23 protein-coding genes, 2 tRNA genes and 1 pseudogene are annotated in these 23,717 nt (G+C 64.3%); 17 read left to right on the top strand and 9 right to left on the bottom strand.

The window, feature by feature from the left end:
- Positions 1-247: 247 nt before the first annotated feature.
- Together AC1L34_RS13180 and AC1L34_RS13175 are read left to right on the top strand one after the other, a co-directional pair.
- Positions 248-1,435 (top strand): acyl-CoA dehydrogenase family protein, encoded by a 1,188-nt coding sequence (locus tag AC1L34_RS13180; protein WP_424293292.1) that lies wholly within the window; start codon positions 248-250, stop codon positions 1,433-1,435.
- A complete protein-coding gene (locus AC1L34_RS13175) occupies positions 1,432-2,565 on the top strand; it encodes a CaiB/BaiF CoA transferase family protein (RefSeq protein WP_424293291.1) in 1,134 nt (377 codons plus the stop codon). The genes AC1L34_RS13180 and AC1L34_RS13175 overlap by 4 nt, the downstream gene beginning before the upstream one ends.
- Here AC1L34_RS13175 and AC1L34_RS13170 read toward each other — a convergent pair.
- A complete protein-coding gene (locus tag AC1L34_RS13170; RefSeq protein ID WP_424293308.1) occupies positions 2,562-3,035 on the bottom strand; it encodes a winged helix-turn-helix transcriptional regulator in 474 nt (157 codons plus the stop codon). The two genes, AC1L34_RS13175 and AC1L34_RS13170, sit on opposite strands and share 4 nt — an antisense overlap.
- A 198-nt stretch (positions 3,036-3,233) precedes the next feature.
- Between AC1L34_RS13170 and AC1L34_RS13165 the strand changes: the two genes are divergently transcribed.
- From AC1L34_RS13165 to AC1L34_RS13150, 4 genes and pseudogenes are all read left to right on the top strand, one after another.
- A complete protein-coding gene (locus AC1L34_RS13165) occupies positions 3,234-3,650 on the top strand; it encodes a PaaI family thioesterase (protein ID WP_424293290.1) in 417 nt (138 codons plus the stop codon).
- Between the two features lie 42 nt (positions 3,651-3,692).
- Positions 3,693-4,331, top strand: a pseudogene (locus tag AC1L34_RS13160) (cysteine hydrolase family protein); the annotation flags it as partial.
- Positions 4,332-4,355: 24 nt separating this feature from the next.
- The gene (locus AC1L34_RS13155) at positions 4,356-4,877 is read left to right on the top strand and encodes a TIGR03086 family metal-binding protein (protein WP_480035333.1); all 522 of its coding nucleotides are present in this window, start codon (positions 4,356-4,358) and stop codon (positions 4,875-4,877) included.
- A 9-nt stretch (positions 4,878-4,886) separates the two neighbouring features.
- Positions 4,887-5,642, top strand: coding sequence for a LysR substrate-binding domain-containing protein (locus tag AC1L34_RS13150; RefSeq protein WP_424293289.1), 756 nt, complete (start codon positions 4,887-4,889; stop codon positions 5,640-5,642).
- 10 nt (positions 5,643-5,652) lie between these two features.
- Here the strand turns inward: AC1L34_RS13150 and AC1L34_RS13145 are convergent, their stop codons facing one another.
- Positions 5,653-7,071, bottom strand: coding sequence for a serine/threonine-protein kinase (locus AC1L34_RS13145; RefSeq protein WP_424293288.1), 1,419 nt, complete (start codon positions 7,069-7,071; stop codon positions 5,653-5,655).
- Positions 7,072-7,214: 143 nt separating this feature from the next.
- Between AC1L34_RS13145 and AC1L34_RS13140 the strand changes: the two genes are divergently transcribed.
- A complete protein-coding gene (locus AC1L34_RS13140; protein WP_424293287.1) occupies positions 7,215-8,117 on the top strand; it encodes a D-isomer specific 2-hydroxyacid dehydrogenase family protein in 903 nt (300 codons plus the stop codon).
- Here AC1L34_RS13140 and AC1L34_RS13135 read toward each other — a convergent pair.
- On the bottom strand, positions 8,095-8,757 hold the full coding sequence (locus tag AC1L34_RS13135; RefSeq protein ID WP_424293286.1) for a class I SAM-dependent methyltransferase: 663 nt from the start codon (positions 8,755-8,757) through the stop codon (positions 8,095-8,097). The two genes, AC1L34_RS13140 and AC1L34_RS13135, sit on opposite strands and share 23 nt — an antisense overlap.
- Positions 8,754-9,659, bottom strand: a complete 906-nt coding sequence (locus AC1L34_RS13130; RefSeq protein WP_424324282.1) for a LysR family transcriptional regulator — start codon at positions 9,657-9,659, stop codon at positions 8,754-8,756. The genes AC1L34_RS13135 and AC1L34_RS13130 overlap by 4 nt, the downstream gene beginning before the upstream one ends.
- Before the next feature lie 91 nt (positions 9,660-9,750).
- Between AC1L34_RS13130 and AC1L34_RS13125 the strand changes: the two genes are divergently transcribed.
- Positions 9,751-10,797 (top strand): YeiH family protein, encoded by a 1,047-nt coding sequence (locus tag AC1L34_RS13125; RefSeq protein WP_424324281.1) that lies wholly within the window; start codon positions 9,751-9,753, stop codon positions 10,795-10,797.
- 94 nt (positions 10,798-10,891) lie between these two features.
- On the opposite strand, the gene AC1L34_RS13120 is transcribed toward AC1L34_RS13125, so the two are convergent.
- From AC1L34_RS13120 to AC1L34_RS13110, 3 genes are all read right to left on the bottom strand, one after another.
- Positions 10,892-11,314: a DUF779 domain-containing protein gene (locus AC1L34_RS13120; protein ID WP_424325407.1), complete on the bottom strand. Its 423-nt coding sequence runs from the start codon at positions 11,312-11,314 to the stop codon at positions 10,892-10,894.
- A 14-nt stretch (positions 11,315-11,328) separates the two neighbouring features.
- The gene (exaC, locus tag AC1L34_RS13115; protein WP_424294375.1) at positions 11,329-12,852 is read right to left on the bottom strand and encodes an acetaldehyde dehydrogenase ExaC; all 1,524 of its coding nucleotides are present in this window, start codon (positions 12,850-12,852) and stop codon (positions 11,329-11,331) included.
- A 194-nt stretch (positions 12,853-13,046) separates the two neighbouring features.
- Positions 13,047-14,318 (bottom strand): sigma-54-dependent transcriptional regulator family protein, encoded by a 1,272-nt coding sequence (locus tag AC1L34_RS13110; protein WP_424322021.1) that lies wholly within the window; start codon positions 14,316-14,318, stop codon positions 13,047-13,049.
- A 236-nt stretch (positions 14,319-14,554) separates the two neighbouring features.
- On the opposite strand from AC1L34_RS13110, the gene AC1L34_RS13105 reads away from it, so the two are divergent.
- The 6 genes from AC1L34_RS13105 to AC1L34_RS13080 all read left to right on the top strand — a co-directional run bounded on the left by AC1L34_RS13105 (position 14,555) and on the right by AC1L34_RS13080 (position 20,626).
- The gene (locus tag AC1L34_RS13105; RefSeq protein ID WP_424324280.1) at positions 14,555-15,499 is read left to right on the top strand and encodes an ABC transporter ATP-binding protein; all 945 of its coding nucleotides are present in this window, start codon (positions 14,555-14,557) and stop codon (positions 15,497-15,499) included.
- A 46-nt stretch (positions 15,500-15,545) separates the two neighbouring features.
- A complete protein-coding gene (locus AC1L34_RS13100) occupies positions 15,546-16,322 on the top strand; it encodes an ABC transporter permease (RefSeq protein ID WP_424322019.1) in 777 nt (258 codons plus the stop codon).
- Positions 16,319-17,491, top strand: coding sequence for a sensor histidine kinase (locus AC1L34_RS13095; protein WP_424322018.1), 1,173 nt, complete (start codon positions 16,319-16,321; stop codon positions 17,489-17,491). The genes AC1L34_RS13100 and AC1L34_RS13095 overlap by 4 nt, the downstream gene beginning before the upstream one ends.
- 26 nt (positions 17,492-17,517) lie before the next feature.
- The gene (locus AC1L34_RS13090) at positions 17,518-18,129 is read left to right on the top strand and encodes a response regulator (protein ID WP_424322016.1); all 612 of its coding nucleotides are present in this window, start codon (positions 17,518-17,520) and stop codon (positions 18,127-18,129) included.
- A complete protein-coding gene (locus AC1L34_RS13085) occupies positions 18,120-19,307 on the top strand; it encodes an acyltransferase family protein (protein ID WP_424325408.1) in 1,188 nt (395 codons plus the stop codon). Before AC1L34_RS13090 ends, AC1L34_RS13085 begins: the two co-directional genes overlap by 10 nt.
- Positions 19,308-19,417: 110 nt before the next feature.
- Positions 19,418-20,626: a hypothetical protein gene (locus AC1L34_RS13080; protein ID WP_424322014.1), complete on the top strand. Its 1,209-nt coding sequence runs from the start codon at positions 19,418-19,420 to the stop codon at positions 20,624-20,626.
- A 7-nt stretch (positions 20,627-20,633) separates the two neighbouring features.
- Here AC1L34_RS13080 and AC1L34_RS13075 read toward each other — a convergent pair whose 3' ends face one another.
- Positions 20,634-21,089: an acyl-CoA thioesterase gene (locus AC1L34_RS13075; protein WP_424294506.1), complete on the bottom strand. Its 456-nt coding sequence runs from the start codon at positions 21,087-21,089 to the stop codon at positions 20,634-20,636.
- 115 nt (positions 21,090-21,204) lie between these two features.
- Between AC1L34_RS13075 and AC1L34_RS13070 the strand changes: the two genes are divergently transcribed.
- A complete protein-coding gene (locus AC1L34_RS13070) occupies positions 21,205-22,203 on the top strand; it encodes an alpha/beta hydrolase (RefSeq protein WP_424322030.1) in 999 nt (332 codons plus the stop codon).
- 118 nt (positions 22,204-22,321) lie between these two features.
- On the opposite strand, the gene hisC is transcribed toward AC1L34_RS13070, so the two are convergent.
- The gene (gene hisC / locus AC1L34_RS13065) at positions 22,322-23,383 is read right to left on the bottom strand and encodes a histidinol-phosphate transaminase (RefSeq protein WP_424322775.1); all 1,062 of its coding nucleotides are present in this window, start codon (positions 23,381-23,383) and stop codon (positions 22,322-22,324) included.
- A gap of 111 nt (positions 23,384-23,494) precedes the next feature.
- Between hisC and AC1L34_RS13060 the strand changes: the two genes are divergently transcribed.
- Together AC1L34_RS13060 and AC1L34_RS13055 are read left to right on the top strand one after the other, a co-directional pair.
- Positions 23,495-23,583: transfer RNA gene (locus AC1L34_RS13060), tRNA-Ser, on the top strand.
- Positions 23,584-23,639: 56 nt separating this feature from the next.
- A tRNA-Arg gene (locus tag AC1L34_RS13055) sits at positions 23,640-23,712 on the top strand.
- Positions 23,713-23,717 lie beyond the last annotated feature (5 nt).

The raw sequence follows: 23,717 nt of genomic DNA, 5'->3' as shown, positions 1-23,717 counted from the left end.
GGAATCCTTCTGCGGTGGGCGGTCATACGGGCATGACCTCTCGGGCGTCGATGCCCACTGTATCGCTGCTGGTTTGTGCCCCGCGTGAGGGATTGACGGGGCGTGGTGACTTTGGTTACTCTCATCCCAACACGATGCAATCGATTGCGCAATGCATTGCAGCCGGTTCAAATGTCTGAACCTCATCGATCGTGCGCCTGCCGATTGACCATCGTGAGTCCCATTGCCTTCCGACAGGAAACCCGCCATGTCTGACACCCGTACCGTCACCGACCTCTTTGCCCTCGACACCTTGCTGTCCGATGAGGAGCGCCAGATCCGCGACACCGTCCGCAAGTTTGGTGCGGAGAAGATCCGCCCCCACGTCGCCGAATGGTTCGAGGAAGCTCGCATCCCGGCAAAGGAGCTTGCCAAGGAACTCGGCGGTCTCGGCGTGCTCGGTATGCACCTCGACGGTTACGGATGTGCGGGCATGAGCGCCGTCTCGTACGGCCTGGCGTGCTTGGAACTGGAGGCCATTGACTCGGGTATCCGATCGCTGGTTTCGGTTCAGGGCTCGCTGGCGATGTTCGCGATCCACCACTGGGGCAGCGAAGAGCAGAAGCAGGAGTGGTTGCCGCGGATGGCGGCAGGCGACGCCATCGGCTGCTTCGGTCTCACCGAACCCGACTTCGGTTCGGACCCGGGTGGCATGCGCACTCGCGCGGTCCGCGACGGCTCCGACTGGGTCCTCAACGGTGCCAAGATGTGGATCACCAACGGTTCGGTGGCCGACGTGGCCGTCGTCTGGGCCAACACAGACCTTGAAGAAGGTGCCCGCGGCATCCGCGGGTTCGTCGTTCCGACGGACACTCCTGGGTTCTCGGCTCCGGAGATTCGCGCCAAGATGTCACTGCGCGCCTCGGTCACCTCGGAGCTGGTCCTGGAAGACGTGCGTCTGCCGGAATCGGCGATGCTCCCGAAGGCCGCCGGCCTCCGTGGCCCGCTGAGCTGCCTCAATGAGGCACGGTTCGGCATCATCTTCGGTGCCATCGGCGCTGCGCGTGACTGCCTCGAAACGGCCGTCGACTACGCATCCACCCGTCTGGTCTTCGACAAGCCGCTCGCCGCGTACCAGCTGACCCAGGCCAAGCTCGCCGATATGGCCCTCGAAGTCGGCAAGGGCCACCTGTTGGCATACCAGCTTGGACGCCTCAAGGATGCAGGCGAAGTGGAGCCCGCGCAGGTCAGCCTCGGTAAGCTCAACAACTGCCGCGAGGCCATCAAGATCGCCCGCGAGTGCCGCACCATTTTGGGTGCCAACGGCATCACCCTCGAATACCCGGTGATCCGCCATGCCAACAACCTGGAATCAGTCCTGACCTATGAGGGCACCTCCGAGGTGCACCAGCTGACCATCGGTCGGGCGCTGACTGGCGAAGCGGCGTTCCGGTGACCAGCTCAGAATCAGCCTCCGCCGGTGCCCTCGACGGGCTGGTAATCGCCGACTTCGGGCGCGTGCTGGCTGGCCCCTACGCAACGATGCTCCTGGCCGACCTGGGGGCCGAGGTCGTCAAAATTGAACGTCCCGGTGCCGGCGACGACACCCGCTCGTGGGGTCCGCCGTTCGCCGATGGGCAGGCGACCTACTTCCAGGCGGCCAATCGCAACAAGGAGTCGGTGGCCCTCGATCTGCGGAACCCCGATGACTTGGCGCAGGCGCGTGCTCTTGCGGCTCGGGCTGATGTGGTGGTTGAGAATTTTCTGCCCGGAACCATGGATCGACTCGGGCTGGGATACGCGGAGGTAGCCGAGGCCAACCCTGGTGTCGTCTACTGCTCGATTACCGGCTTCGGCGGGCAGAACGACCTCCCGGGCTACGACCTGCTGGTTCAGGCTGTCGGTGGGCTGATGAGCATTACGGGTCCGTCGCCGGATGAGCCGACCAAGGTTGGGGTGGCGCTAGTCGACATCGTGACCGGCCTGCATGCGGCCATCGGGATCTTGTCTGCGCTGCGGCACCGCGACACCACCGGTCAGGGGCAACGCGTCGAAGTGAACCTGCTGTCGTCGCTGTTGTCCGCGCTGGCCAACCAGGCTTCTGGGTTTGTCGGTGCCGATGTGGTGCCGCGGGCCATGGGCAATCGGCATCCCAGCATCGCGCCGTACGAGTTGGTCGCGACCGCGGATCGCTCGCTGGCTCTCGCGGTGGGCAACGATCGGCAATTCGCCTCGCTGGTGCAGGAACTGGGAGCGGTCGAATTGGCGTCGGATCCGCGCTTTGCCACCAACACCGAACGCGTCGCTAATCGCGATGTGCTCGGCAAGGAGTTGGCACCTCTGCTTGCTGCCGACACCGCGGAAGGCTGGTTCCGTCGACTGTCCGCCGTCGGCGTGCCGTGTGGGCCCGTCAACGACATTCGGGAAGCGTTCACGCTTGCGGACCGACTGGGCCTGGCCCCGATAGCCGAGATCAACGACCCACGACGCGAGGGGCCGGTCCGGACCGTGGCGAATCCGATTACGTTCTCCGTGACGCCGCCGCGGTATCGGAAGGCGCCACCGCATCTGGGCGAGGGCGACTAAGTTTCGCGTTCGCGCCTGCGTGCGCCCGGTCCAGGCTCGGCGCGGACGTCCCGTTGTGCGACCGGGTGGCCGTCGTCGCAGATGATTGCGGCGTGGACCGGGGCACCGCAGTCGCGATGCGTGGCCAAGAGTGAGGGGCCCGTCGGGTCGGCTCGGTACTTGTCGCCCCAACGAAGCATTGAGATCATCACCGGCTGAAGGTCGAGGCCGGCCTCGGTGAGGCGGTACTCCTTGCGTTTTCGGGCACCTGGATCCTGGTACTCCCTGGCGGCGACGACCCCATTCGCCTGTAGTTTTCTGAGTCGGTCAGAGAGGACGGAGTCGGAGATGCCGGTGTGTTCTTTGATCTGGTCGAAGCGGCGGACACCGTTGAAGATCTCGCGCAACACCAGGGCGCTCCACCGATCGCCGATGACGTCGAGGGTGCGCTGAACGGAGCAGTTGCCGGTGTCGAAGTCGAGCCAGTCCATGCCTAAAGTCTTCCCCATTTCTGTCACGATTCAGCCGATCCGTCACGACACGCCGCGATCGGTGACGGAAACGTCGGTGCGTTCGTGTCGAATGTGACAGAAAAGTCCAGCTGGCTTTGCTATTGACAGCCAGACCTAGCATATCTAACTTTTAAATCAGAAGCTAGATCGATGCTGGAACTAAACGTAGGAGAGATCATGACCGAAGTAGTGCAAATGCCAGGTCCGACGAGCGCCTTCATGGAGGCCTCAGGCCTCGTCGTTACCGAAGCGAGCGGGAGTCGGGTCGCCGGATACGTTGACCTCGACGAGCGCCATCACACGCCGTTCGGCGTGGTCCACGGAGGCCTCTACGCCACCCTCGTCGAGAGTGCCGGCAGCATCGGTGGCAGCGCCGCCGTCGCCGATCGCGGCCAGTTTGCGGTGGGCCTCAACAACTCCACCGACTTTCTGCGGTCGTCCACCGGGACTCGGGCGATCGTGGTGGCCGAGCCCATCATTCAGGGCCGCACCCAGCAGTTATGGGTCGTCACCATCACCGACGACGCCACCGGCAAAGAGTTGGCACGCGGACAACTTCGTCTCCAGAACATTCCGCTGCGCACCGGTGAATAATCGCGGCTGACGGCGGGCTCGCACTGTGCAACGATCATTCACATGGCCAATTACCTGGCGCCCGATTGGGCCAATGCCGCGCTGGTGATTATCGATGTGCAGCGCGACTTTGTCTCCGGGCCCGCGGCCATTCCCGGGACCGACGTCGCCGTCCCCGCCATGGCTGTCGCGGCGGCCGAGTTTCGTCGCCTCGGTCGCCCGATAATTCACGTCGTGCGGTCGTACTCGCCGGGCGAGAGCGACGTCGACCTGTTGCGACGCTCCGCGGTTGAAGGCGGTGCAGCGATGGTGGTGCCCGGGACGCCCGGAGCGGAGATTGTTCCCGAGCTACTTCCGGGCCCCATCGAATTTGATTGGGAGTCCCTGCGCTTCGGTGCCTTTCAACAGATCGGTGACGCCGAGTACGTGCTGTACAAACCGCGGTGGTCGGCGTTCTTCCGAACCCCGCTCGATTCGTTGCTCGGCGACCTGGGCGTGTCGACCGTGGTGGTGGCCGGGGCAAACCTGCCCAACTGTCCGCGCGCGACCCTTTTCGATGCATCCGAACTCGACTACCGCACGGTGCTGATCACCGATGCGACATCGCAAACGACGCCTGAACGACTGGCCGATTTCGAGCTGATCGGCGTCCAACTGCGATCCGCCGACGAGGTCGTCTCGGCACTCTCCGACGACGAACTACTCGGGGCCGCCGAATCGCTGTGGGTGAGCGTGCTGGGGCACGTCGAACGCGACAATTTCGATCGGGCCAGCGGTTGCGGCGAGTGGACGGTCCGCGAACTGGTCGATCATGTGGCCGGCGGTGCTGACCGAACAGCCATTCTGTTGCGCGGCGGCACCTCTGACGACACCGCGACCACTCGCGGCCTCGACTACATCGGGGACGACGCGGTCGGCAGCTTCTGGTCACAGGAGCACCTGATGCGGGAGGCTGCGGCAAATGCAGATCTCTCAGCGCCGGTCGACTACCGGCTCGGTGAACGCAGCGGGGAAGCGCTGATGCAGATCCGCGTGCTCGAACTGGTCCTGCACAGCAAGGATCTCGCCGATGCCAACGGTGACGCATGGGATCCGCCCGCCGACCTCGTCGAGTTTCTGCTCGGTACCGGATCGACGGTGATCGAGGAGTTCCGCGCGTTCGGTGCGGTGGGGCCGGAACTGCCTGTCGCGGAAGACGCGACGCCAGGTGAGCGGTTGTTGGCTTTTGCTGGTCGTGCCAGCCGGTAGCCTGGGCCGGTGATCACCGACCCGGCCGACAGTGCGCATTCGCACCGCTTTCGTCTCGCTTACGTGCCCGGCGCGACTCCCGCCAAGTGGGTTCGCAAGTGGCGGGAGCGTTTCCACGATGTGCCGCTGCAACTGATCCCGTGCAGCGTCGCCGAGAGCGCTGGCCTGCTCCGCGACGGGGGCGTCGATGCGGTCGTTACCCGGATTCCGCAGGCGATCGACGCCGTCGACCCCGGCCCCCACCACCTCATTGAACTGTATGAAGAGACCACGGTTGTGGTTTTGCCGAACGATCACTATCTGACGGTCGCCGATGAACTGACGTCGGATCAGCTTGCTGACGAGCAGATTCTGGTGCCGCTCGACGACGTACTTGGCTGGGATGACGTGCCGGGGACTGTCGTCGATCATCGTCCGGAGACGACGGCCGATGCTGTCGAACTGGTTGCGGCGGGAACGGGTTTGCTGGTGGTTCCGCAGTCGTTGGCCCGCCTGCATCATCGCCGTGATTTGGATTTCCGTCCGCTACTTGATGCGCCGACGAGTCGGGTTGGGCTGGTGTGGTCGTCGCCGACCTCCGAGTTGGCCGAACAGTTCGCTGGTTTGGTCCGCGGCCGTAGCGCCAACTCATCTCGCGGTCAGGCCCCCGCCCCCAAGCGTTCGGCGAAGGAAAAGGCCGCGGCGAAGAAGGCCAATCGCGAAGCCGCAGGCAAGGTTCCCGGCAAAAACTACGGCAAATCCGCGGCCCGGAAGCGCCGTCGGTAAGTGGCTCCCGCTACTGCAGATTCCAGCTGAGGGCCCCGTCGGGGCCGGTGCTGCAAGTAGCAACCGCATCAGTTTGGGCGATGCGCGCACGGGCGCCGGGCTCGCTGCAACTCTGGCCGCGGCTGACCGCGGGCCGGTCCTGATGCGTCCGATCCGACCAAGCGCCATTCATGGCGCTGCAGTAGAGCGTCCCGTCAGACGACTGCTCGCCAAACTGCTCCACCCCACACGGTTGTCCCTCCACCGGTTCCGGTGCGACGGGTGTCTCTACGACTACCGGCTCCTCGGGTGTCTGCACGGGCGCTTCGACGACGGTCGTCGTGGTGGTCGTAATGGTTGGGGGTGCAGTCGTGGTCGCCGGGGAACTGGTTGACGGTGCCAGCGCTGCGGGCGTCGAATTGTCGGACTGGGTGTACACGTAGCCAGCGGCGCCGATGGCACCGAGTGCGGCAATGGCGGCGACAACGACTCCAGCGAGAAGCCACCGCCGGGTATTGGGGCGTTCCGTCGTTGCCGCAGTATTTCGAGCCATCGTCGGCGCAGTCATGGTCGGTGCGAACGCCGGGCTGGCCAGCGTTGGCGCAATGCCCCGAGTTGCGTCGTCGAGTGCGGCGACAAACTCGGCGCACGTCTGGAATCTGTCGTCGGGGTTTTTGGCGAGGACCTTGGCGAATACCGGGTTCAGCGCGGACGGAAGCTCCGGGTTGATCTCGGTGACCGCCGGTGCCGGGTGATTGAGGTGGGCGGACATGAGTGACGCCATCGTCCGACCGGCAAACGGTGCCTGCCCGGTGATCAGGTGGAATGCCGTGCAACCCAGCGAGTAGATGTCCGAACGGTTGTCGAGAACGTGCCCTTCAATGGCCTCCGGACTGATGTACGCCATCGTTCCGACGGTGATGCCGGTCGATGTCAGTGAGGTGGCCTCCCCGGCGGCCTTCGCGATCCCGAAGTCCGCGAGTTTCACCGACTCGACGGTCATCTCATCGTCGGCATCGTCAAGGGCGACCAGGATATTCGCGGGCTTCACATCGCGGTGGGTGATCTGTTGTTTGCGCCACGCGTAGTCGAGTGCGGAGCCAGCGCCAGCGACCAGTTGGACCGCGAGGTCAACGGGGAGCGGGCCCGCCGATTCGAGCAGCCTGCCGCCATCGGTGCCGTTGACGTATTCCATGGTGATCCACAGGCGACCGTCGTACTCGCCACGGTCGTGCAGGGTGACGATGTTTGGATGTGAAAGCTGGGCGAGGACATCTGCCTCGCGGTGGAAACGGTTCTTGAAGTCTTCGTTCCTTGAGACCCCGGCGTCGAGAAGCTTCAGTGCATCCCGGCGTGGGAGGCGCGGATGTTCGACGAGGAAAACCTGTCCCATGCCGCCCTCCCCAAGGGGGCCAAGCACCTGGTATTCAGCAATTTCGGTGACATCCATGAGATCGCTCTTTCACGCGGGCGGCAGCGGCAGGGCCAGTCTTTCATTGCGGTCCCGGTGCCCCTGAACGGACGACAGACCTTAAGTGCCGGAGCCGAAAGCCAGCCCACGACTACCGTGGGGAGCGGAACGAGGAGGCGCCAGTGAAGATTGCGATCGAGCCCGTGCGGGACCAGCCACTAGTGGATGCGGTGGTGGGAACAGGTAGTGAGGTGGTTGCACTCGACGACGCCGAAGCGTTGGTCTGGATCGCTGGACCGGATGGTTTTCCGGAGCTCCCCGACGCCATTAAGTGGGTCGCGTTGAGCTATGCGGGAATCGAATCGTATGTGGCTGCGGGGCTTCTCGACGATCGTCGAATCTGGACCAATGCGTCGGGCTTCTATGCGGCGGGTGTTGCCGAGCATGCCATCGCGCTCCTGCTGGCGGGATTGCGGCAAATCAACACGGCCGTTCTGGATCATTGGGTTAAAGACCGGATCGATCCCGCAGTGCGCACATTGCGTGGCGCGAGGGTGGCGATCGTCGGCGCCGGTGGCATCGGTCGGCAACTGACGCCGCTCCTCAAGGCGTGTGGTGCCACCGTAATCGCGGTGAATCGCAGCGGCCGAGAACTGCCGGGCGCCGATGAAACACTGCCGGCCAGCCTCCTCGACGACGTGTGGGAGCGCGTCGACCACGTGGTTCTCGCCGCACCGGATACGCCGGAAACGCATCACCTGATCAATGACCGCACACTCGCCAAGTTGCGGCCGCACTCGTGGGTGGTGAATGTGGCGCGTGGGCCGCTGATCGATCAAGCTGCACTGCATCGAGCATTGACGAGCGGAGTCATCGCTGGTGCGGCACTCGACGTCACCGACCCCGAACCGCCCGCCGCCGACGACCCGCTGTGGTCGTTGCCGAATGTCATCATCACGCCGCACGTGGCGAACCCGACGTCGGGCCTCACCGCCGAGATGGCGCCGTTCCTCGCGGAGAACATTCGGCGCTTCGAGGCGGGCCAAGATCTGCTTGCCGTCGTTACGCCGGGTGCGGGCTACTAACGCGCGCCGCCAGGTGCACTTCGGGGAAGCGATGGTCTGCGTCGATCCGGCTCACGGTGCGCCACACCTCGTCGAAGCCCGCACCGGACACGGACTCCGCCAGGGCATCTGGATGCCACCGCCAAGCCTGCGCGACGAGGTGATCGAACTCGTGGACGCCTGCCTCGTCCGACGACTGCGCGGAAAGCAGTACCACGGCCCCAGCGGGTAGGCGCGCGTGCCAATCGGCGAGCACAGTCCGGACTTCTGGTGGCGGCACGTGAATCAGGCTGTGCCGGGCAATGATGCCGCGGACCGACGACAGGTCGACGTCTTCCAGTTGTGCGTCTCCAGGTGTCAGGTTCAGGTGGGGGTGGTTGGCTCGGGCGATGGCGAGCATGCCGGCGCTCGGCTCCACGCCACGGACAACCAAACCCCGGCAGGCGAGATACGCAGCGGTCTCGCCTGTCCCGCAGCCGACGTCGACTACCGCGGCCGTGCCTTCGACCGCCGCAGCGGAATCCGCCGCCTCGATAACCATGTCGGCGAAGGCGTCGACGGCTCGTCGTTCTAGCGCCGTCTGAAATGGGTCGGGAAACGTCTGCGCATACAGTCCGGCGAGTGCGTCGTAGCCGGGCTGTTCCGGCTGGCCCGGGTTCACGGCAACTGTGCCGACCGCAAAGCGATCGTCACCAATTCGGCTGCGGGCCCCTGCAGAGTTCGCGGCGGACGCCACACGGCGCGCAACTGTCGTGACAGGTCCAGGCCGTCCACTTCGATGACGCGCAGGTCGCCGCTACGGGTCGAATCTTCAACGGCGAGGGTGCTGAGGACGGCTGGCCCGACCCCACCGGCAACCGCGGTTCTGATCGATGCGCTGCTGCCGAGCTCCAGGATCGGATCAACGCTGGGGTAGTTGGTCAGCGCCAGCTCCAGGGTGGTGCGGGTGCCGGACCCGGATTCGCGAACGAGGAGGGGAGTGGCCGCGAGTTCCCGAATCGAGATGGGGCCCGGTCGACGAGCCCACTTGTGGTCGGGGGCCACCACCAGGACGAGCCGATCGAGACCGACCAGGGCGCTGTGCAGTCCACGGGGGATCGACGGTGCTTCGACAAATCCCACATCGCAGGCTCCGGCTGAGACCGATTCGAAGACCTCGGTGGAGTTGCGAACACGCAGGTGAACGGTTGTTTCCGGATGTTCCACGCGAAACGTTCCCAACCACTGCGGCATCAAATGCTCGGCTACCGTCATCGACGCGTCGACGGTGATTTCGGCGGCGGTTTCGCCGTGCAGGCCTGCCGCAACGTCGAGCAGGGCGCGCGCATCTTCGACGGTCCGTCGTGCCCAATGTGCGACGACCGTCCCGTCGGTGGTGAGACGTGAACCGGTGACGAGCCTGTCGAGCAGGCGGACACCGAGCTGTCGTTCGAGGCGGCTCACGGCGCGCGACGCGTTTGGCTGCGCCACGTTGAGCGCCCGGGCAGCGGCACTAAGGCTGCCGTGATCGTCGACCCCGACTAGCAACTCCAGTGCTCCTAGGTCGAGCGATCGTAAGTCCACTGCTGGACCGTACCACCGTATGCACATTTGATATGGGAATATGCCAAGAGTCTGGGTTCCGGTACCGCAGGCCAGCGGCGATGGTTGATACATGACGCAGCAGCTGAACCCCCCCGCCACCCCAGAAGAGCAGACCCCTGCAGCTCCGCGGCCCAACGGCACCTCCAAGATCAAGGCCCTCGTGCCCGGGTTGCTGGTGTGCGGCAGCGTTGCGCTCGCCGCCACCGGTATCAACTTCCTACTGCCCGCAGTGAGCCCGCTCCTGCTGGCCATCGTGATTGGTGCGATCGTTGCCAACACGGTGCGCCTGCCGTCGTCCGTCGGTCCCGGCCTCACCTTCGCGGCTAAGACCCTCCTCCGCCTCGGTGTTGCGCTCCTCGGTTTGCAACTTGTCCTCGGTGACGTGCTGGGCCTCGGGTTCGGCATGATCCTGGTGGTGGTGGCCATCGTCGTCGGCGGCATCATTGGCGGTCTCTTCATCGGCCAGGCTCTCGGGATCCCGCTGGCCCGTCGACTCCTGATCGCCTGCGGCATGTCGATCTGCGGTGCTGCCGCAGTCGCTGCCGTCGACGGCGTCATTGAGGCAGAAGATGAAGATACGGCCACCGCAATCGGCACGGTCGTCATCTTCGGCACCCTGATGATTCCGCTGATTCCGTTGCTGGCGAGCGCGATGGGACTCTCTCAGGAAATGGCCGGGCTGTGGGCCGGTGGGTCAATCCACGAAGTCGCCCAGGTGGTTGCGGCGGGCGGCATGATTGGTGGCGGTGCGCTTACGGTCGCCGTCGTCGTGAAGCTGGCCCGCGTCATGATGCTGGCCCCGGTCGTCACCTTCCTGAGTATTCGTCAGCGTCGTCTCACCGGTAGCTCGGGCAAGCGTCCCCCGATCGTCCCGCTGTTCGTCGTCGGCTTCATCGCTTTCGCGCTGCTGCGCTCCACCGGTGCTCTGCCCGAGTTGGTGATCTCGATCGGCCACCAACTGCAGGTCATCTTCCTGACCGTCGCCATGTCGGCACTGGGCCTCGGCGTCAAGCTGGCAGTGATGCGCAACGTCGGATGGCGACCCTTCGTCCAGGCGGCGGCCACCACGGTCCTCGTCGCAGGCATCGCCCTCGGTGGCATCCTCCTGGTCCGCTAGGACGCCGCAGAAGCCCGCTCCCTCCCCAAGTAGAGCGCCCCACATAGAAGAACGACGCTGCCCAGCGGGCAGCGTCGTTCTTCTATGTGCGCGTCTAGACGTCGAAGTCGGCTCCAGTCCTCGGGGGGTTCGACTCGAGCTCCGTAATCTCTTCGTCCGTGAAGACCCGCGACCGCGTGAGGAAGCGAACTCCCTCGGGGGCTTCGAGTGAAAAACCGGCACCCCGGCCGGGGACTACATCCAGGATCAGCTGGGTGTGCTTCCACAGCTGAAACTGATCACCGTTGATCCACACCCGCACCGGCGGGAGCGGAACGGGCAGTTCGACCTCTCCAAGCAAGACGTCGCGCTGTCCAATCCGGTATTCGCCGGAGGGGTAACACATCGGGGCGGAGCCATCACAGCATCCGCCGGACTGATGGATCATGAGACCGCCGTGGAGCTCCGAAAGCTTAGTCAAGAGCTCCACGGCGGAGTCGTTGGCAACCACGCGTTCGACGGTTGCAGGTTCAGTCATTTGTACACACCGGCTTAGAAGAAGCCCTTGGCGCTCTGGGCGTAGCCCACGAGCAGGTTCTTGGTCTGCTGGTAGTGGCTGAGCATCATCAGGTGGTTCTCGCGACCGACGCCCGACTGCTTGTAACCACCGAACGCGGCGTGGGCCGGGTAGTCGTGGTAGGTGTTGGTCCACACGCGGCCGGCCTGAATGTCCCGGCCCGCGCGGTAGGCGACGGCACCGTTACGGCTCCAGACGCCAGCGCCCAAACCGTAGAGGGTGTCGTTGGCGATGTGCAGCGCGTCGTCGTAGTCGGTGAACGACGTGACAGCCAGGACGGGTCCGAAGATCTCTTCCTGGAAGATGCGCATGTCGTTCTTGCCGCCGAAGACGGTCGGCTGGATGTAGAAGCCGCCTGCGAGGTCGCCGCCGAGGTCAGCGGGCTCGCCACCGGTGAGGACCTTGGCACCTTCTTGCTTGCCGATCTCCAGGTACGACTTGATCTTCTCCCACTGGTCGCTCGAAGCCTGGGCGCCCATCATGGTTTCGGTGTCGAGCGGGTTGCCCTGCTTGATCGCCTTGACGCGGGCCACCGCGCGCTCCAAGAAGTCGTCGTAGATGCTGTCCTGGACGAGTGCGCGGCTCGGGCAGGTGCAGACCTCGCCCTGGTTGAGCGCGAACATCGAGAAACCTTCGAGTGCGCGGTCGAGGAAGCCATCGTCGCTGGACATGACGTCTTCGAAAAACACGTTGGGGCTCTTGCCGCCGAGTTCGAGGGTGACCGGAATCAGGTTCTCGGACGCGTACTGCATGATCAGGCGGCCGGTGGTGGTTTCACCGGTGAACGCGATCTTGCGGATGCGGTTGCTCGAAGCGAGCGGCTTGCCCGCCTCCACGCCGAAGCCGTTGACGACGTTGAGGACGCCGTCGGGGAGGAGGTCGCCGATGAGGCTCATGAGGTAGAGGATCGACGCCGGGGTCTGCTCGGCAGGCTTCATGACGATCGCGTTGCCCGCGGCGAGGGCCGGTGCCAGCTTCCAGGTGGCCATCAAGATCGGGAAGTTCCAGGGGATAATCTGGCCGACGACGCCGAGGGGCTCGTGGAAGTGGTAGGCCACCGTGTCCTGGTCGATTTCGGAGATGCCGCCCTCCTGAGCGCGGATGGCGCCGGCGAAGTAGCGGAAGTGGTCGATCGCGAGCGGGATGTCGGCGGCGAGGGTTTCGCGAACAGCCTTGCCGTTCTCCCAGCACTCGGCCACGGCGATCTTCTCGAGGTTCGCCTCCATGCGGTCGGCGATCTTGTTCAAGACGGCGGCGCGCTCAGCGACCGAGGTCTTGCCCCAGGCCGGAGCAGCAGCGTGCGCAGCGTCAAGGGCCAAGTCGATGTCTTCTGCAGTCGAGCGGGCGACTTCACAGAAGGTCTTACCGTCGATGGGTGAGGGGTTTTCGAAGTACTGGCCCTTCACCGGCGCGACCCATTGGCCGCCGATCCAGTTGTCGTAGCGGGACTGGTAGCTCATGATCGAGCCGTCGGTACCGGGCTTTGCGAAGACGGTCATGTTTCTGCACTCCTTGGAATGGATTCACTTCGTTCGGTGAGGTGAATCACAGAGTAGGAGGGGAGTGGTTGCAGTCACGTTGCAACGTTGCGGCGACAGTCGGACCAGCCGGGTTACCAATTAGCGAAAGCCAGATTTCCCTGGTGATAGACCGCCACGCACGCGGTATCGCGCTGAGAGGCTGACCCTGGCGGTCAGGCGCCGAAGCGGCGGTCGAGCAAGCGGACGCGACCTTCGGCGACTGCGCGGTCCGGATGGCCGATGGGCAACTGCTTGGCGAGGTGATGCCAGGCGGTGATGTCGTCGCGGCCGTGTGGGGAGTCAACCCAATGCCGGAGCGCGGTGAGATCGCCGGTGCCGAAGATGCGGGAACGCAGGTCCTCGCGGATCTCGTCGAACAGCTCGGTGATGCCGGGAGCGAGGGACCCGGCGAGGAGCCCGCCACGCCCGAGCATGGAAATCGCGGACGTAAGTTCGCCCTTGGCGATCATGGCCCGCAGGTCGGCCACGTCGGATTCGAGTTCCACAATCAGTCGATATGGCCGCGAAGTTACGACGTCTCCGAGGTCGCGTCGCAGTCGTGAGATCTCGGCGCGCACGGTTACCGACCCGAGGCCTTCATCGGAGAGCAGGGTTGCAAGTTGTTCGGTGCCCAATCCTTCGCGGTAACTCTGTAGCAGCACGATGATCTCCGCGTGCCGTGGCGACAGTGGTCGCGGGGCGGACACACCGTCGTGCCATTGCGCGGCCCCATCGGCGAGAACAGTCAGACGACGGCGCGTCGCGGCCGGCGAAAATGTTTCGGGCGCAGCAAGGTCCACGGCCTGCGATTGCAATTCGCGCTCTACCGCCGCCACTACCGAACGGATCGCCGACAGTGCGAAAGGTGCTGCCACCGCCGGTCCGCCGGTCACATCGATCACGCCCAGAAGTTCTCCGGTCGTCGGATCGTGCACGGGTGCGGCGGCGCAATTCCATTTCTGGACCGGCCCCGAAAAATGTTCCGGCCCAATGATTTGGACGCCGCGGTTAACGGTCAGCGCCAGGCCGGGCGCGTTGGTGCCAACGGTCTCTTCGCTCCAGACGGACCCCTCGACGAAGTTGATGCGAGCCGCGGCGTCGCGGGCTGCACGATCGCCTTCCACCCACAGTAGGCGCCCGTGCTTATCGGCCATTGCCACGACGACGCCGGAGTCGGAGATGTCGTCGAGCATGAGGGAATGCACCAGGCTGCGGACCGTAGCAAGACGATGCACGGCACGGTATTCCTGAAAGTCGGTATCCGACATGGGGGTGTCGGCGTCGCTGTCAGGGTCGACGGCGCCGGGATTGAGTCCTCGGCTGCGCGAGCGTTCCCACGACTCGCGGACCATCGAGCGGACAGCGTCATCGGCAGGCGCAGAGCCTGCCAGAAACTGTTCGTAGGCATGACGGACATGAGTCGACACTGACGTGCCTTTCCTCATCGCGCCCTCTTCCAGCAGTCATTCATATACCCCGATTGTGCCTGCGTACTGTGATCTGGGCAACGATCGGGTGATTTTGAGTGCCGTCGCAATTTTTGAAGTGAATCAACGCGCCGGTCCGTAAAACGCGCAGCCTACGCAAAGCGCCCAGGTGCCTGTTTCCCCTGACAAACGTCATGGGGAATAGGTGACATTCGCTCTGGGTGCGGGTATCGGCACGACGGCACGCTAAATGCATGACATCGCAACACTTCACCCCAGTCAGTTCCACACCGGCAACCTCGACTGCGACTGCGGCCGTCTCGTTGACCGGCATCACCAAAGGTTTCCGCGGGCCGAAAGGATCCCACGTCCAAGCGGTCGACGGGATCGACCTGCAAATTCAGCCCGGCGAGGTCGTGGCCTTCCTGGGCCCCAACGGGGCCGGGAAAACCACCACCATCGACATGGTGCTTGGGCTCACCGAGCCCGACTCGGGCACGGTCACCGTGTTCGAACAGGATCCGCGCGAGGCAGCACGCGGTGGTCGGATCGCGGCCGTCCTGCAGACCGGCGGCCTGCTCGACGATTTCACCGTCAACGAAACCGTGTCGACCATCGCCGCGCTGCACGGGCGGACGTCGGCCATCGAGGAAGTGATGGCCCGCGCCGACATCACCGACCTCGGCGACCGCAAAGTGTCCCGATGCTCGGGCGGTGAACAGCAGCGCATCAAATTCGCCCTCGCACTGCTTCCCGACCCGGATCTGATCGTGCTCGACGAGCCAACCGCAGGAATGGATGTGGAAGCGCGGCGCGCGTTCTGGGCGGCGATGAGAGCCGATGCGCTCGGCGGCAGGACCGTCGTCTTTGCCACCCACTATCTCGAGGAAGCGGACGCCTTCGCCGACCGGATTGTGATGATCGCGCACGGCAAGATCGTCGCCGACGGCACGACCGCCGAGATCCGTGCCCGGGCGAGCCGCCGCATCGTTTCAGCCGTGGTGGACGACGACGTCATCGCCAGCTTGGAACGTGTGTTCAGCGACTTGCGCGTCGTCGACCATCGCGGCGGCCGCGTGTACTTCTCGATTGAGAACTCCGATGTCCTGGCGCGACACCTGCTGACCAGCACGCGGGCCCGCGACGTCGAGATCGCCGGCGCCAACCTCGAAGACGCCTTCGTCGCGCTTACTCACTGAACCCCAGAACTCTCACTGAACCCCAGAACTTCTGAAAGGCATTGCCATGAGCACGAACTTGACCCTCTCTGGATCCGCCATCTCGACGGTCTACCTCCGGAACGATGTCCGGCGCGTCCTTCGCAATCGTCGCGCCATGATCCTGACCGTGGGCATGCCCGCCCTGCTGTACCTGGTATTCGGCGCGACACAATCGAGCAAGGACAGCATCGGCTCGGGCAACGTGGCCTTCTATGTGCTGGTCGGTATGGCGCTGTACGGGGCTGTCCTGGCTGCGGCGTCGAATGCTGCATCGGTGTCGATCGAGCAGCAGTCGGGTTGGACCCGAACGCTGATGATGACCCCGTTGCGCCCGGCCGGTTACGTGTCGACCAAGGTGGCGCTGGCGCTGGCGATGAGTGCATTGCCGGTGATGGTGCTGGCAGTGGTGGGCGTGGCCTCGGGGGCTCGCGCCGGCGTCGGGACTTTCGTGGTGTGCATGCTGCTGGCGTGGTTGGGGTCGGCTCTCTTTGCTGCACTGGGCCTTGCGTTGGGCAGCGTCCTGAAGTCTGAAGGCGCCATGCAAGCACTCGGTGGCGTTCTCGCGCTGTTGGCCTTTGCGGGCAACGTCTTTGTTCCGCTCAACGGCGTGATGCTGCGAATCGCTGAATTTACCCCGATGTTCGGCGTCGTCTCGCTGGCCCGCTATCCGCTCGATCACGGCGTCACCGTGTACGGCACGTCGATCCCGTTGGCCATCATCATTGCGAACGTCGTCTTTTGGGCCGCAGCGTTCGCGGTTGCGGCAAGCTATTTTTACAACCGCAGCACGCAGCGTCAATGATCGCCATCCAGGAGAACCTGATTCACCCGAAATCGATCGGCCCAGCACTCGCTCCCACATCACCGTGGCGGAGCGGGCGCTGGGTTTTTGGTGCGGTCTGGTTGTTCTTCATGGTCTACCCGGCGATTGGGATCGTCACCTCCGACGGGGCCATCGTGGAGAAGGTCTTCGGCATGGCGATGATTTCGGCATTTGCCGTCATCTACCTCCTGCTGTGCGTGTATTCGATGTTCGTCGGCGAGGCCGAAGAGAAACTGTCGCCCGCCACGCGCACCGCTGCGGTGGCCATCTTGGTCGCCCTCATGGTGGCGTCGATGCCGCTCCTGAAGACCTCGGCGTTTGCCATGGCACCGTTCGTGATGGCCGCGATCGCCTTCGCCGCTCCGTGGAAAGGACGCTATGCGCTGATCGGGATCGTCACGATCATCGCCGCGGCGGTAGCCGTCCCAGAGTTCTTCGGGTGGGAACTCGACAGCGGTTTCCTCATCGTCATGATCATCGTTGGCATCACCATGCTGTTCTCGCGTGTGATGCGCGATGCACAACGCGACCGGGAAACAGTGGTCGAACGTCAGCGGGCCCTCAATGCGCAACTGGCGGTCGTAGCTGAGCGGGAACGCGTGGCCCGCGACGTCCACGACATCCTCGGGCATTCACTCACCGTTATCACCGTGAAGTCGGAGTTGGCCGGACGATTGGTAGATCTCGATCCCGGGCGGGCAAAAACCGAGATTGATGAGGTCACTGCCCTGGCGAGGGAGGCGCTCGCGGAAGTCCGCTCCACGGTCGGCAACCTGCGAACCCCGGATCTGACCAACACCATCGCCGCGGCGGAAAGCGCCCTCGCCGCCGCAGGCATCACCGCAGACCTTCCCCACGCCGACGGGTACGCGTCCACGATCTATGAGGGCCCGCACGCGACACTGTTTGCTTGGGTCCTACGGGAGGCGACCACCAACGTCGTCCGCCACTCCGGGGCCACCCGCTGCGAAGTCACGATCTCCACCGACGCCATCACAATCAGCGACGACGGTCGTGGGTCGCCGGTTCTCACCTACGGCAACGGCTTGCGGGGGTTGGCGGAACGAGTCGAGGCGGAGGGCGGACGATTGACGGTGTCGTCGGACGCCACCGGCACGACCGTCGCCGCACGCTTCGACGACCGGTAAGTTCACAGCGCACGGGAAGGAGTCAGGTGGAGACCATCAAACTGTTGCTCGCCGACGATCAAGCATTGGTTCGCGGTGCCCTCGCCGCGCTCCTCGACTTGGAGCCCGATCTGCAGGTTGTCGCGCAGGTTGGTCGGGGCGACGCGGTGGTCGACGCGGCGCGCTCCAGTGGCGCGCAGGTGTGTCTGCTCGACATCGAAATGCCGGGGGCCGACGGCATCGAGGCGGCCGCCCAAATTGCCCGCGAACTGCCGGGTGTGCGGTCGTTGATCGTCACCACCTTTGGCCGACCGGGCTACCTGCGCCGAGCCGTAGACGCCGGTGCGTCCGGGTTTGTTGTGAAAGACACCCCGGCCGCCGAACTCGCCGACGCCGTCCGCCGGGTCCACGCTGGCCTGCGCGTCATCGACCCAACCCTCGCGACCGAGTCGCTGACCAGCGGCGACAGTCCGCTCACTCCGCGGGAATCGGAAGTCTTGGCCGCTGCCCTGTCCGGTGCGACCGTCGCGACCATCGCCGCGCAGGTGTACCTGTCGGCGGGTACGGTACGCAATCACCTGTCGTCGGCCATCGGTAAGACCGGCGCCGCCACGCGTGCCGAGGCCGCGCGCATTGCCCACGATCGGGGATGGATCTGAACACCCCTGCGCAGGAATTGGCACCGACACGTCGGCGGGTCCCCGCACTCACCGGCATCCGGACCATCGCCGCGCTCGCCGTCTGCCTGACGCACGCGGCGTTCTGGACGGGCCACTACACCGATGACTTTCTTGGCCGACTCCTGTCGCGCTTCGAGGTTGGTGTCGCGATCTTCTTTGTCCTCTCCGGATACCTCCTGTTTGCGCCGTGGGTGAAGTCGTTACAGCGGGCTAAGTCGGGCGCTAGCACCTATCCGGCGCTCGGCCGGTACGCCTGGCATCGTGCGCGACGCATCCTGCCCGCCTACTGGCTCACGGTTGGGGCCGTCTACGTCATCTTCCTGTTCCGTGACGACCCGTCGGATTTCGGTCAAGGCTGGTCCGGGCTGCTGCGAAATTTGACGTTCACGCAGGTCTACGGCCTCGGTCACTTGCACACCGGGCTGACCCAAATGTGGAGCATGGCGGCCGAGGTGGCCTACTACGTTGCGCTTCCCCTCGTCGCCTGGCTGCTGGTCCACGTGGTGTGCCGTGACCGCTGGCGACCCGACCTCCTGCTCGTCGGACTGGGCGCGCTACTGCTGGTTTCGCCGCTGTGGACGGTGGTCGTGCATGGGTCCGAAGGCATCGACCTGACCGCCCGATTGTGGCCACCGGCCTTTGCTGGCTGGTTTGTCGGCGGCATGATCCTGGCGGTCCTGGTCCGGCTGCTGACGAGTTGGCCAGCGTGGCCGAGCGTGTCGGTCGCTGTCGTCGCCTTCCTCGCCAGCGGTGCGGCTTGGGCTGGGGAACCGACAATCGTTCCGTCGGATGCGGGTGCCGCCATCATCAAACACACCTTGTACCTGGTGGTGGCTTTGGGATTGATCGGTCCGTTGGCCGTCGGGGCGGGAAAGCTTGGGGCGGGAGAGCTTGGGGCGGGGGAGTTTGGGGCGGAAAAGCTTGGCGGGGGGATGGGCGGATGGTCGGCGTTCTGCGGCAGTCGCCCGATGGTGTGGTTTGGCGAGATCTCGTACGAGTTCTTTCTGGTGCACGTGATGGTGCTGGAACTGGTGATGGATCTGCTCGGCTATTCGGTGTTCACCGGGTCAACAATCGCTGCGTTTGCTGTCACCACGGCGATCAGCATTCCGGTCGCGTGGATACTGCATCGAATCACCCGGCCGCTCTGGCGATGACGCAAGTATTGGGATTGTTCCTGATGTCGGTGTGAAGCCGGGTCGGGGACAACCCTGAAGTCGCCATTCGCACAGGGATGTTGTCGGAGGTCACGAGTACCATCGGCATCATGAACTCACCGCAGCGAGTCGTCTCGCCCGCCGACCTTCGGCAGTGGACGACGGACGCGCGGGTGCCCGGACAGCCTTCCGAATTGTCCGATGCCGCCTGCATCCTCATTGCCGCCGGCTATCTGGCACCGACCGCCCGTGCCACGGTGGTTCGGCGTATGTCCCTGGGCCTGCCGATCCCGGTGCCGCCGACCAGCTTTAGTGAGTTGCGGCGCGTTCAGCGGGGCATCCTGCATGCCGAACGCAAGCTCACATCTACTCGGCTGCCCGGCTTTGTGGTGCCGATCATCCGGTCGCGCATGGCCGGCTTGGTAAAGCGCCGCGACGAAGCGCACCGTGCGGTCGTGACCGCGAAGGGCGTGTTCCCGTCGGGAATGCGGGCCATTCGTCGAGAACGCCGCGAGAATATTTACCTGGAGCTTGAAGAGCGCGAGCAGTTGTTCGCGGCGCTACTCTGCACGCCGGTGGCAAATATCTCCAGCTCGGGTGCTCGCTGGGCCGGGACCGATGCCCTCGACAAGGTCGCCGGAGTCGTTGACAAGGTGGCAGGCCGGGCGGGTCGTCGGCAAATGGAACAGTGGGCCGACGAAGTATTCGGCACCGTGCCCACCACGCAGGATTCCAATCGCGGGTCCACCTTCGCTGACGGTTACGAGACCCTCCTGTTCGTCGCCGGACACTACTTCGACCGGATTCGCACCAATCCGGCATGGCTGTCGGATCACTTCGAAATGCAGCGCGTCCAGGTCAATTTGAATGCCGAACTCGCGGAAATCTCGTCTGACATCGTCGCCCTGCGTGCCCTGCGCGTCGACCTCGACCGTGCGCGCGCCAATGGCGGCTTCGATCAAGGTTTCGCGGCGCACCTCGCCGAGCGTGAAGCCGCGCTGCGGCCGGTGTGGACGGAACTGATCGACCGGGTTCAGGCCCTCATCTCAATGTGCGAGACGGTCGAATCTGCGGCCGTCGAACTTCGCCTGCTGAACGAATTCGATCGCGCCACCACTATCGATGCTCGCATTGATCACCTACTGTCGCGGTCCGGCGATCGCGAGTTGTCGGCTGACCATTCGCGCAGGCTTGCGGAGCAGGTGTCGAGTGGTGAGGAGCAGCTCCGCATCTACCGCGACGTGCTGCAAGGCAATATTGCGCAACTGGGGTCAATTGCCCCGGCACAATTGCCGCCCAGGTACGAACCGAACAAATGACGCGAAGCTAGCTGCGGCTCCACGCTTTCAGATAGCTCTTTTCCAGCTCGGTGAGTCGTCGGAGGCGATGTTCTTCAATATCGACGACGGCCATTTGGGTGCTCGCCACGCAGGCCGGTTTTTGATCCGGCTCGGCCAGCGCTGAGGAGATCTCGTAACCGATGGTGAAGTCGACCGAGCGGAACTTCTTGATCCACATCACTACGCGCAGCGGGGAGTCCTCGTGGCGGAGTTGTGCCTGGTAGCGGATGTCGACATGGACGATCATGGCGCTTTTAATGAGTGGCGAGTACTCGTCTCCGGCGCTCAGTAGCCACTGAATGCGGGCCTCTTCCATTAGCGTCACCATGCGTGCGTGATTGATATGCCCGAAGGCATCCATGTCCGACCAACGCACCGGAACGTCAGCGGCAAATGCGTAATTTGCGCTGGATGGCTGAGGGCTGTTGGCGGCGTCGGTCATGGCGTGATCCTATCGCCGGTGGGGAGGCCTCCTCGACGCCATGCGTTCATGCCGACGGTCACTGATTGGGCGGCGTTTAGCTTCCGGCAAGGTTTTGCCGGTATCTTTGGCGGGCATGTGGGCCAAACGACTGTCACGTTCTTGGGGGCCAAAGTTCTGTGTGCTGGTGGGGGCCAGTCTCCTCGGGGCGACGCTGACCGCCGCTCCGGCTCAAGCAGCACCGCAGGGCGCGCACATTGTGGCCGAAAAGGTCCGCAGTATCTATCGCGTCGACCTCAAGGTGAAGTCCGCTGCCATGCGCGATTCCATCCCGGTCACGGTTCTATCGCCGGGTGGCACAGCCCCTCGTCCCACCGTCTACATGCTCGACGGTGCCGATGCCGGTGACGAAGTCAGCGACTGGATCACCAAGGGTGGTGCGGAGCAGTTCTTTGCCGGGCGGAATGTCAACGTCGTACTCCCTGCCGGTGGTGCGGGCAGTTTCTATACCAATTGGATCCGCAAAGACTCCAAGCTCGGCAAGCCCCAGTGGGAGACCTTCTTGACCGAAGAACTTCCCGGGGTCATCGACAAAAAGTTCCACGGTTCCGGACACAATGCCGTGATGGGCCTGTCGATGGGCGGCCAGTCGGCTTTCGCGCTCTCTACCCGTCACCCGAAGCTTTACCGCGGGGTGGCCTCGATGAGTGGGTGCCCGCAGGTTTCGGGCCAGGCCAACGAGGCCTATGTGCGAGCGACCGTCGCGAAGTCGGGCGCAAACACCGACAACATGTGGGGTGCGCCCGGCTCCAAGAATTGGCGAGCGCACGATCCGGCAACCAACATCGAGGCTTTGCGTGGCAAGGCGCTGTTCATTTCGTCGGGCACCGGTGCGATTGGCCCGATGGACTTGGCGGCGAAGCGTGACCCCAAGGACGGTCCCGCTGACGCGCAGATGGCTGCCGGTTCGGCGTTGGAAGTGGGTGCCAACCGGTGCTCCCTGGAGTTCGTCACTCTCCTGACGGCTAACGACATTCCCTACACGTCGGGCTTCCGCTTCATCGGGACCCACAGCTGGGACTACTGGAAGATTGACCTTCCCCGAGCCTGGGATGCGATCAAGCCTGCCCTCTAGGTAACGCCTTCCCCCCTTCTCGCATGATGCGTTGATTCCCGCTCCACGTCTGACGTGGAGCGGGAATCAACGCATCATGCGAGAAGGGGCCCGGCGGGACGCTGGGGTCGGCGGAGGGTTACCGCTGGGACCAGGTGCGAGCGAATGCGAGGAAGGCGTCGTCTTCGGTCGGGTTGGTGACCGTGACGCGGACGCCGTCGCCCGCGAAGGGGCGGACAATCACGCCAGCTTCCGCGCAGGCTGTGGCAAACGGGACCGACTGCTCGCCCAGCATCAACCACACGAAGTTGGCTTGGGAATCGGGTACCCGGTAACCCATCTCGCGCAACGCTGCGGTCACGCGACCACGTTCGACGACCACCGCGTTGGTGCGGGCGAGTAATTCGTCCTGGGCGCGCAGGGAGGCGATAGCGGCCGCCTGTGCCACATTCCCCACGGTGAACGGCACGTGCACCTTCCCGAGCGCCTCAATGATCTCCGGGTCGCCGACCGCGTAGCCGACGCGCAAGCCAGCCAGTCCGTACGCCTTCGAGAACGTACGCAGCACGACGACGTTGGGGAACTCGCGCCGCAACTCCAACGCGTCGTAGGCCAGCGGTCCGTCGAACCGGGTGTACTCGAAGTAGGCCTCGTCGAGCGCCACGACGACGTCGGCGGGTACGGCGCGCAGGAACTCGCGCAAAGCGTCCGCCTCCACTGCGGTGCCGGTCGGGTTGTTTGGGTTGCACACAAAGATCAGGCGGGTGCGGTCGGTGATCGCCGCAGCCATCGCGGTCAGGTCGTGCACGGCGTCGTCGGTGAGAGGCACTTGGACCGGCGTGGCACCGACAACCTGGGTGGCGACCGGATACATCTCAAACGACCGCCACGCGAACAACACCTCGTCGCCGGGGCGACAGGTAATAGTGATCAGGTTTTGGCACAGAATCACCGATCCGCAGCCGACCTGAACTTCGGCGGGTGTGACGCCCAGATTTTTGGCGAGCCCGTCAGTCAGGTCCACCATGCCGTTATCGGGGTAGCGGTTGACGACGGTGGCGGCTTCGGCGATCGCGGCGGCCACGCTCGGCAGCGGGGGATCGGTGACTTCGTTGCTCGCCAGCTTGATCGCACCCGGGAATGTCTTCCCAGGAACGTAGACGGGAAGGGTGTCCAGGTCTGGTCGGATTCGCATGCTCACCCCACAAATGTACGTCTGACCTGCGTCGCTGTCCGCACTTGGCTGGTGATTTGCTTCCTGGTGCCGGTCCTGTGTAATGTTTTGCCCCGGCGGGTCGAAGGACTCCACCATGGAGGCGTGCCAGAGCGGCCGAATGGGACTCACTGCTAATGAGTTGTTTCGTGAAAACGAAACCGGAGGTTCAAATCCTCTCGCCTCCGCCGACCGAGACACGTGCTCGGTACAATTGAAGAAGTCGGATCGTAAGATCCACTACGCGCCCGTAGCTCAACGGATAGAGCACTTGACTACGGATCAAGAGGTTAGGGGTTCGAATCCCTTCGGGCGCACAGGT

This window comes from Gordonia sp. 34D (assembly GCF_056682775.1).
This window is presented reverse-complemented; position numbering and strand designations above follow the sequence as displayed.

What these genes read in the sequence shown, in the direction of transcription:
- AC1L34_RS13095 (WP_424322018.1), top strand. Translation starts at nt 16,319, where the DNA reads ATGATCGCCATCCAGGAGAACCTGATTCACCCGAAATCGATCGGCCCA.
- AC1L34_RS13165 (WP_424293290.1), top strand. Translation starts at nt 3,234, where the DNA reads ATGACCGAAGTAGTGCAAATGCCAGGTCCGACGAGCGCCTTCATGGAG.
- AC1L34_RS13080 (WP_424322014.1), top strand. Translation starts at nt 19,418, where the DNA reads ATGAACTCACCGCAGCGAGTCGTCTCGCCCGCCGACCTTCGGCAGTGG.
- AC1L34_RS13180 (WP_424293292.1), top strand. Translation starts at nt 248, where the DNA reads ATGTCTGACACCCGTACCGTCACCGACCTCTTTGCCCTCGACACCTTG.
- AC1L34_RS13125 (WP_424324281.1), top strand. Translation starts at nt 9,751, where the DNA reads ATGACGCAGCAGCTGAACCCCCCCGCCACCCCAGAAGAGCAGACCCCT.
- AC1L34_RS13145 (WP_424293288.1), bottom strand. Translation starts at nt 7,071, where the DNA reads ATGGATGTCACCGAAATTGCTGAATACCAGGTGCTTGGCCCCCTTGGG.
- AC1L34_RS13075 (WP_424294506.1), bottom strand. Translation starts at nt 21,089, where the DNA reads ATGACCGACGCCGCCAACAGCCCTCAGCCATCCAGCGCAAATTACGCA.
- AC1L34_RS13100 (WP_424322019.1), top strand. Translation starts at nt 15,546, where the DNA reads ATGAGCACGAACTTGACCCTCTCTGGATCCGCCATCTCGACGGTCTAC.
- exaC (WP_424294375.1), bottom strand. Translation starts at nt 12,852, where the DNA reads ATGACCGTCTTCGCAAAGCCCGGTACCGACGGCTCGATCATGAGCTAC.
- AC1L34_RS13110 (WP_424322021.1), bottom strand. Translation starts at nt 14,318, where the DNA reads ATGAGGAAAGGCACGTCAGTGTCGACTCATGTCCGTCATGCCTACGAA.
- AC1L34_RS13120 (WP_424325407.1), bottom strand. Translation starts at nt 11,314, where the DNA reads ATGACTGAACCTGCAACCGTCGAACGCGTGGTTGCCAACGACTCCGCC.
- AC1L34_RS13170 (WP_424293308.1), bottom strand. Translation starts at nt 3,035, where the DNA reads ATGGACTGGCTCGACTTCGACACCGGCAACTGCTCCGTTCAGCGCACC.
- AC1L34_RS13070 (WP_424322030.1), top strand. Translation starts at nt 21,205, where the DNA reads ATGTGGGCCAAACGACTGTCACGTTCTTGGGGGCCAAAGTTCTGTGTG.
- AC1L34_RS13085 (WP_424325408.1), top strand. Translation starts at nt 18,120, where the DNA reads ATGGATCTGAACACCCCTGCGCAGGAATTGGCACCGACACGTCGGCGG.
- AC1L34_RS13105 (WP_424324280.1), top strand. Translation starts at nt 14,555, where the DNA reads ATGACATCGCAACACTTCACCCCAGTCAGTTCCACACCGGCAACCTCG.